General features: G+C 68.8%; 7 protein-coding genes. 2 read left to right on the top strand and 5 right to left on the bottom strand.

Features of this window, described 5'->3' with window-relative positions; genetic code table 11:
• Positions 1 to 33 precede the first annotated feature (33 nt).
• From JHD80_RS26550 to ftsE, 5 genes are all read right to left on the bottom strand, one after another.
• The gene (locus tag JHD80_RS26550; RefSeq protein ID WP_199093475.1) at positions 34 to 432 is read right to left on the bottom strand and encodes a hypothetical protein; all 399 of its coding nucleotides are present in this window, start codon (positions 430 to 432) and stop codon (positions 34 to 36) included.
• Between the two features lie 106 nt (positions 433 to 538).
• Positions 539 to 1,300: a lysophospholipid acyltransferase family protein gene (locus JHD80_RS26545; protein WP_199093473.1), complete on the bottom strand. Its 762-nt coding sequence runs from the start codon at positions 1,298 to 1,300 to the stop codon at positions 539 to 541.
• A gap of 51 nt (positions 1,301 to 1,351) precedes the next feature.
• The gene (locus JHD80_RS26540; RefSeq protein WP_248311798.1) at positions 1,352 to 2,158 is read right to left on the bottom strand and encodes a YdcF family protein; all 807 of its coding nucleotides are present in this window, start codon (positions 2,156 to 2,158) and stop codon (positions 1,352 to 1,354) included.
• 106 nt (positions 2,159 to 2,264) lie between these two features.
• Positions 2,265 to 3,227 (bottom strand): cell division protein FtsX, encoded by a 963-nt coding sequence (locus JHD80_RS26535; RefSeq protein ID WP_199093471.1) that lies wholly within the window; start codon positions 3,225 to 3,227, stop codon positions 2,265 to 2,267.
• A complete protein-coding gene (ftsE, locus tag JHD80_RS26530) occupies positions 3,214 to 3,873 on the bottom strand; it encodes a cell division ATP-binding protein FtsE (RefSeq protein ID WP_199093469.1) in 660 nt (219 codons plus the stop codon). The genes JHD80_RS26535 and ftsE overlap by 14 nt, the downstream gene beginning before the upstream one ends.
• A 219-nt stretch (positions 3,874 to 4,092) precedes the next feature.
• Here ftsE and JHD80_RS26525 point away from each other — a divergent pair, with 219 nt between their 5' ends.
• Together JHD80_RS26525 and hpt are read left to right on the top strand one after the other, a co-directional pair.
• Entirely contained in the window at positions 4,093 to 4,893 is an 801-nt protein-coding gene (locus tag JHD80_RS26525) for a DUF3426 domain-containing protein (protein ID WP_199093477.1), read from the top strand.
• A gap of 137 nt (positions 4,894 to 5,030) precedes the next feature.
• On the top strand, positions 5,031 to 5,522 hold a 492-nt coding region (gene hpt, locus JHD80_RS26520), incomplete at its 3' end, for a hypoxanthine phosphoribosyltransferase (RefSeq protein ID WP_199093467.1).

Raw genomic sequence — 5,522 nt, 5'->3', positions numbered from 1 at the left:
GCTCAGGTCCCGTCGAATATCGGCCTGGTCTCGTCAGCCTTCCGGATTGGCTTCCGGCATCAGGTCGAGCAAGGCGGCGCGGCGGCTCATCCCGTCCTCGGCGAGAAGATGGACATGGATCTCGCAGGCCCCGGCGGCCATGATCGCGCGCTGCCAGCGGCCGAGCGCCGCCTCGATGCCGAAGGGGCCGGAATCGCGGGCGGCGATAACGCGCCGGTCGGCGGAGATGGCGAGCAGCACCGCGTCGGTGAAGCCCAGCGCATGCGTGTCGTCGACCGAGAAGACCGAGGCGACATAGCGCCGGCCCGAACGGCCGCGCCAGGCCGTGAAGCGGCGCTCGCTGAGCGCGGTGGTGCTGCGCAAGGGCATTTCGCGGGCGGCCGGCGCCTCGTCGAACAGATCGGGGGTGTAGCGATAGGCGAGAGCGGCCATGTCCGTTCCTCCTGTGATAGGAACAAAATGGGAACGACATGGGGATAAGTCAAGCGCCGCGGCTGGCGAAACCGCGCTTCGGGCGAGTCGCTGCTGTCAGGGCCTGTCAGGAGCCGGCGAGCGGGTCCATGCCGCGGGCGGCCAGTTCGGCGCGCCCTTGGGCCAGAAGCTGGTCGCTTACAGTCTCGATGCGCTCCTGCAGCAGCGCCTGGAAGGAGACCTTGTCGAGACCGGGCGCGATCGGCGGCAGGATCGCGATGCGGACGGTGCCCGGGCGGCGCAGGAACTTGCGGCGCGGCCAGTAGAGCCCGGTATTGAGGGCGACCGGCACGCAGGGCACGCCGAGCTCGGCATAGAGATGGGCGGCGCCGAACTTGTAGGCCGGCGGAGCGCCCGGCGCGCGGCGGGTGCCCTCCGGGAAGATCAGGAGCTGGCGGCCGTTCTGGCCGAGCTCGACCTTGGCGCGGCGCGTGACGTCGGAGAGCGCGCGGGCGCGGGCGCCGCGATTGACCGGGATCATCCGCAGCTTCGAGAGGGCCCAGCCGAAGAGCGGAATCCAGGTCAGTTCGCGCTTCAGGATGAAGACCGGATTGCGGAAGACCGTGACCAGCGTGAAGGTCTCCAGGAAGGATTGATGCTTGGCGCCGACCATCAACCCGCCCTGCGGGATGTTCTCGAGCCCGGTGATCTCGCAACGCGTGCCGGCGACGACGCGCATCAGCCAGAGCGAGGAGCGCGACCAGCCGATCGCGACCGCCAGCAGCACCTGCCGTGGCAGGAGCAGCGAAGGCAGGACGGCGAAGATCAGCCAGAGGACGAGATTGGCATAGAACAGGACATTGAAGGCGAGGGAGCGCAGGACGAGCATACCGCGCAATGAGCCCGAGACGCCGTCCCGGTCAAGCGCATCATTGTGGCATCAACCTTCGTGGCGATGCTGGCCCATGAGGCGCGTGCGCTTCTCGGCGGCCGGGCCGAGCGTGTCGGCGGGCTTGGGCGAAACCGGCTTGCGGCCGCCGATGATGACCGACAGGCGCGATGTTTCCGGATCGGTTTCGACCAGGCTGCGCAGGCGCGCGACAAGATATTTCGCATATTCCGGCACCAGCACCTTCACGACCGGCCAGCGGTTCCACCAGCCGGAGGCGTCGATATGATCGGTGACGACCGGATGTGCGACGAGCTGGACACCCGGCATCGCATGCCCGAATTCGGCGAGCGTGCGGGGCATGTGATAGTTCGAGGTCACCACGAGCAGCGAGCGGAAGCCGTGCCGGCGCACCCAGCGCCTGGTCTCGATCGCATTGCCGATGGTGTTGCGGGCGCGATAGTCGAGATCGACGCAGCAGGAGAGGAGTTCGCGCGAGGCCGGGTTCAGCTTGGCGAGTTCCTCGCGGCCGGTCTTCTCGTTGACGCCGCTGATCAGCAGGCGTTGCCCGCGCTCGGCCCCGAGCAGGCTGATGGCATCGCCGACGCGCTGGGCGCCGCCGGTGACCACGACGATCGCGTCGGTGCGCGGGGTATCCGTCCGTTCGCGCCCGTCGATCATCGCGGCGAAGCGGACATAGCCGATACCGAAAAGCAGCACGCCGAGGCCGGCGGTGGCCGCCGCTGCCAGCCCGAGAATGCGGCGCAGCGAAGTCGACCGGGCGGGCTTGCCGCTCCGGGGCGCGGAATCGGACTGGGCCATCGCGAGATGGTCGTTCGTGCTGCCGATCATGGCCATGACGCTGCCGTCTTAGCGCGCCAATCGGGCATAACGGCGGCGGGCTCGCGTCCGGCCCTGCCGCAGGGGTTAAGGCTTGGTTGACGCCGAACGGCCGGAGCGATGCTCATGCGAGCATCCTCAGGTGGCGCCGGACAGTGAAGCGCGAGACCAGGCCGGCGATCACGGCCACGACCAGAGCGACGAGGATGACGGCGCCATAGCCGGTCCAGCCGATCTCGAAAGCGCCGAAGAGGGCCTGCAATTGCTCCGCCTCGGGCGTCGCGCTCCAGCGCGAGGCGAGGAAGCCGAGCACGCCGATCGTGGCGATCGCGGCGAGGCCGCCGAACAGCCCGCCGCGAAGGCCCAGCCGGATGAAACGGCTCTGGAATTCCCGCGCGATGAAATCATCGTTGGCGCCGACGAAATGCAGGACTTCCACACTGTCGCGGCTGCCGGCCATGGCGCCGCGCGTGGCGAAGGCGACGGCCAGCGCAGCCGCCGTCAGCACGAGCAGGACGATGGCGAAGCCCGTGGCGATGATGGTGCCCGCCATGGCGGAGAGGCGCCGGACCCAGAGCCGGTGGTCGTCGAGGGTCGCGGTCGGGATTTCACGGCGCAGCGTCGTGCCGAAGCCGCCAAGATCGGGAGGCGCGTCTGTCCTCAGCTTCAGCACGATCAGGCGCGGCACCGGCAGTTCGACGAGATCGAGCCCCGTCCCGAGCCAGGGTTCGAGCAGCTTGTCGGATTCGGCCTTCGGCACGGCGCGGACGCTCTCGACCTCCTTCAGCCCGCTCGCGAGCATGACGGCGCGCGCCACGTCGTCGTCGATCTTGCGATGCGAATCGGGACGGACCTGGATGGTCATCTCGTTGGAGATGGCGCCGCGCCACTGGTCGGAGGCGCGCGCGGCAAGCACCGCGGCGCCCGCGCTGAGCGAGGCGAGGAAGGTCAGGATCGCGATCACCGCCATCAGCGCCCGGCCCGCGACGTTGTCCACGGGGACGAGCGGCTGGTCCCGCCGGAGATTGGCGGGCAGGCCGCGTTCCTTCCGCCCGGGTTCCCGGTCGCTGGTCTCAGGCGTCGACATGCAGATGTCCGTCGGCCAGCACGAGACGCGGCGCGTCGTAGATTTCCATCAGGTTGAGGTCGTGGGTCGCGATGAGGACGGCAGTCCCGAGCGATTGCAGCTCCATGAAGAGCCGCAGCAGGCGACGGCCGAGGCCGGGGTCGACATTGCCGGTCGGCTCGTCGGCGAGCAGAAGCTCGGGCCGGCTGATCAGGGCGCGTGCGATGGCGGCGCGCTGCTTCTCGCCGCCGGAGAGCACCGGCGGCACGGCATGCATGCGTTCGCCGAGACCGACCCAGCGCAGCAATTCGACGACCTCGGCGCGGTAGCTCGCCTCTTCCTTGCCGAGGACGCGCAATGGCAGCGCGACGTTCTCGTAGACGGTGAGGTGGTCGAGCAGGCGGAAATCCTGGAAGACCACGCCCATCCGGCGGCGAAAGGCGGTCAACGTGTCGGGTTCGAGGCGCGAGACGTCCTGGCCGAACAGGTTGACCAGCCCGCGCGTCGGCTTCAGCGCCATCAGGATGAGGCGCATCAGCGTCGTCTTGCCGGCCCCGGAGGGACCGGTCAGATACTGGAACGAGCGCGGCTCGATGCTGAAGTTGATGTCCTTCAGCACCTCCGGGCCCATGCCGTATCGCAGGCCGACATTCTCGAACCGAACCAAGCGGTCTTCCTCGCTGAACGAATCCGTCTGCGATCCTACACCGCAAGCCGAGGCGCGCGGAAAGATCGTGATGCGGCCAATCTGCCCCGAAGATTCTTCACGGTGCGTTAACCATAAATCGCGCCAATGGACAGGCGCGCATCGGCAGGCGCCATGCGGCGTCTCGCAGCAGGCCAGGGGTGCTTGCGGCAACCGTCTTGAGGGAGTTGGCTCGCGGCCATGCTGATCGTCTGCCCATCCTGCGCGAGCCAATATGAACTCGACGCGGCCAAACTGGGGCCGGAAGGGCGCAAGGTCAGATGCGCCAGCTGCAAGACGTCATGGCATGTCGAGCCCGCGGCCTTTCCCGAACCGCCCAGCGAGGCCGAGACCCAGGCGCTGCTCGCCGAGGAACTGGAGCGCGCCGCCGCGATCGATGCCGAAATCAGCGCTCTCGCTGCCGAGACAAGCGCTCAGGGCAGCCCGGAGGAGCAGCCCGCCGTCGAGGCGCCCGTGGCTGCCGCGCCCAAGCGCCGCGGCAAGCGCCCGGCCAAGCCAAGCAAGGCGCCGGAGGCGTTCCTGCGCCGCGGCGGAGCCGGCCGGCCTGCCGCTGCTGCGCTTGCGGGCCTTGCCTTGCTCGGCCTCGTCGTGTGGCAGCGCGAGGCGGCGGTGCGCGCGGCCCCGCAGCTCGCGGGCCTGTTCGAGACGATCGGGATGCCCGTCAATGTCCGGGGCTTGAGCCTGAGTTCGGTCGAGAGCGGCGTCGTCGATGACGGGCAGAACCGCTTCCTGGTCGTCGAGGGCGACGTGACCAACGTCGCCAGGAGCAAGACGGCGGTGCCGATGATCGAGGTCGCGGTGAAGGATGCCGGCGGCGCGACGCTCTACACCTGGACGACGGAGCCGCCGCGCGCGAGCCTGGAGCCGGCGGAGCTCATCCGCTTCAGGGCGCGGCTGGCCTCCCCGCCCGAGCAGGGGCAATCGGTCAGGGTGCGCTTCACCTCGGCTCAGAGCGCGGCCAATCTCGCCAGCAAGCATTGAGGCTGCTAGGACGGGTTTTTGCCGACCGGGCTGAACCAGCAACCGGACGGCATGCGTGAACAATCGCCTGCATCGGCCTTCGGCGCGTCTTAAACGCCGGAGGCGTGGCGCCGGCGGGCTATCGAAACGGAGTCATCATGCCGGAACGGCGCATCAGGGTTCTCTACGACGAAGCGGCGATCGCGCGGCGCAACGAGGAGATGGCGCAGGCCATCGCGGCCAGCAACCCGAAGGACCTGCTCGTCGTCGCCGTCCTGAAGGGCAGCTTCATGTTCGCGGCAGACCTGATCCGCGCGATGCACCGCAGCGGGCTCTCGCCCCAGGTCGAGTTCGTCCATCTGTCGAGCTATCGCGCGGGTACGACCTCCTCGGGCCAGGTCGAGATCCTGCGCGACGTGCAGAGCGAAGTGCGCGGCCGCGACGTCCTGCTGGTCGACGACATCCTCGAATCCGGCCGGACGCTGGCCTTCGCCAAGGATCTGCTGGCGGCGCGCGGGGCGGCCAAGGTCTCGACCGCGGTGCTCCTGGAGAAGCCGCTCAAGCGGGCCGTCAACATCCAGGCGGATTATGTCGGGTTCGAATGCCCCGACTATTTCGTGGTCGGCTACGGCATGGACGTGGCCCATTCC

It is taken from the genome of Allobosea sp. ASV33 (genome assembly GCF_016428755.1).
Taxonomy (GTDB): domain Bacteria; phylum Pseudomonadota; class Alphaproteobacteria; order Rhizobiales; family Beijerinckiaceae; genus Allobosea.
This window is presented reverse-complemented; position numbering and strand designations above follow the sequence as displayed.

Bases quoted from the DNA above. Each gene is read 5' to 3' on its own strand.
- JHD80_RS26550 (WP_199093475.1), bottom strand. From the start codon at position 432: ATGGCCGCTCTCGCCTATCGCTACACCCCCGATCTGTTCGACGAGGCG.
- JHD80_RS26545 (WP_199093473.1), bottom strand. From the start codon at position 1,300: ATGCTCGTCCTGCGCTCCCTCGCCTTCAATGTCCTGTTCTATGCCAAT.
- JHD80_RS26540 (WP_248311798.1), bottom strand. From the start codon at position 2,158: ATGGCCATGATCGGCAGCACGAACGACCATCTCGCGATGGCCCAGTCC.
- JHD80_RS26535 (WP_199093471.1), bottom strand. From the start codon at position 3,227: ATGTCGACGCCTGAGACCAGCGACCGGGAACCCGGGCGGAAGGAACGC.
- JHD80_RS26525 (WP_199093477.1), top strand. From the start codon at position 4,093: ATGCTGATCGTCTGCCCATCCTGCGCGAGCCAATATGAACTCGACGCG.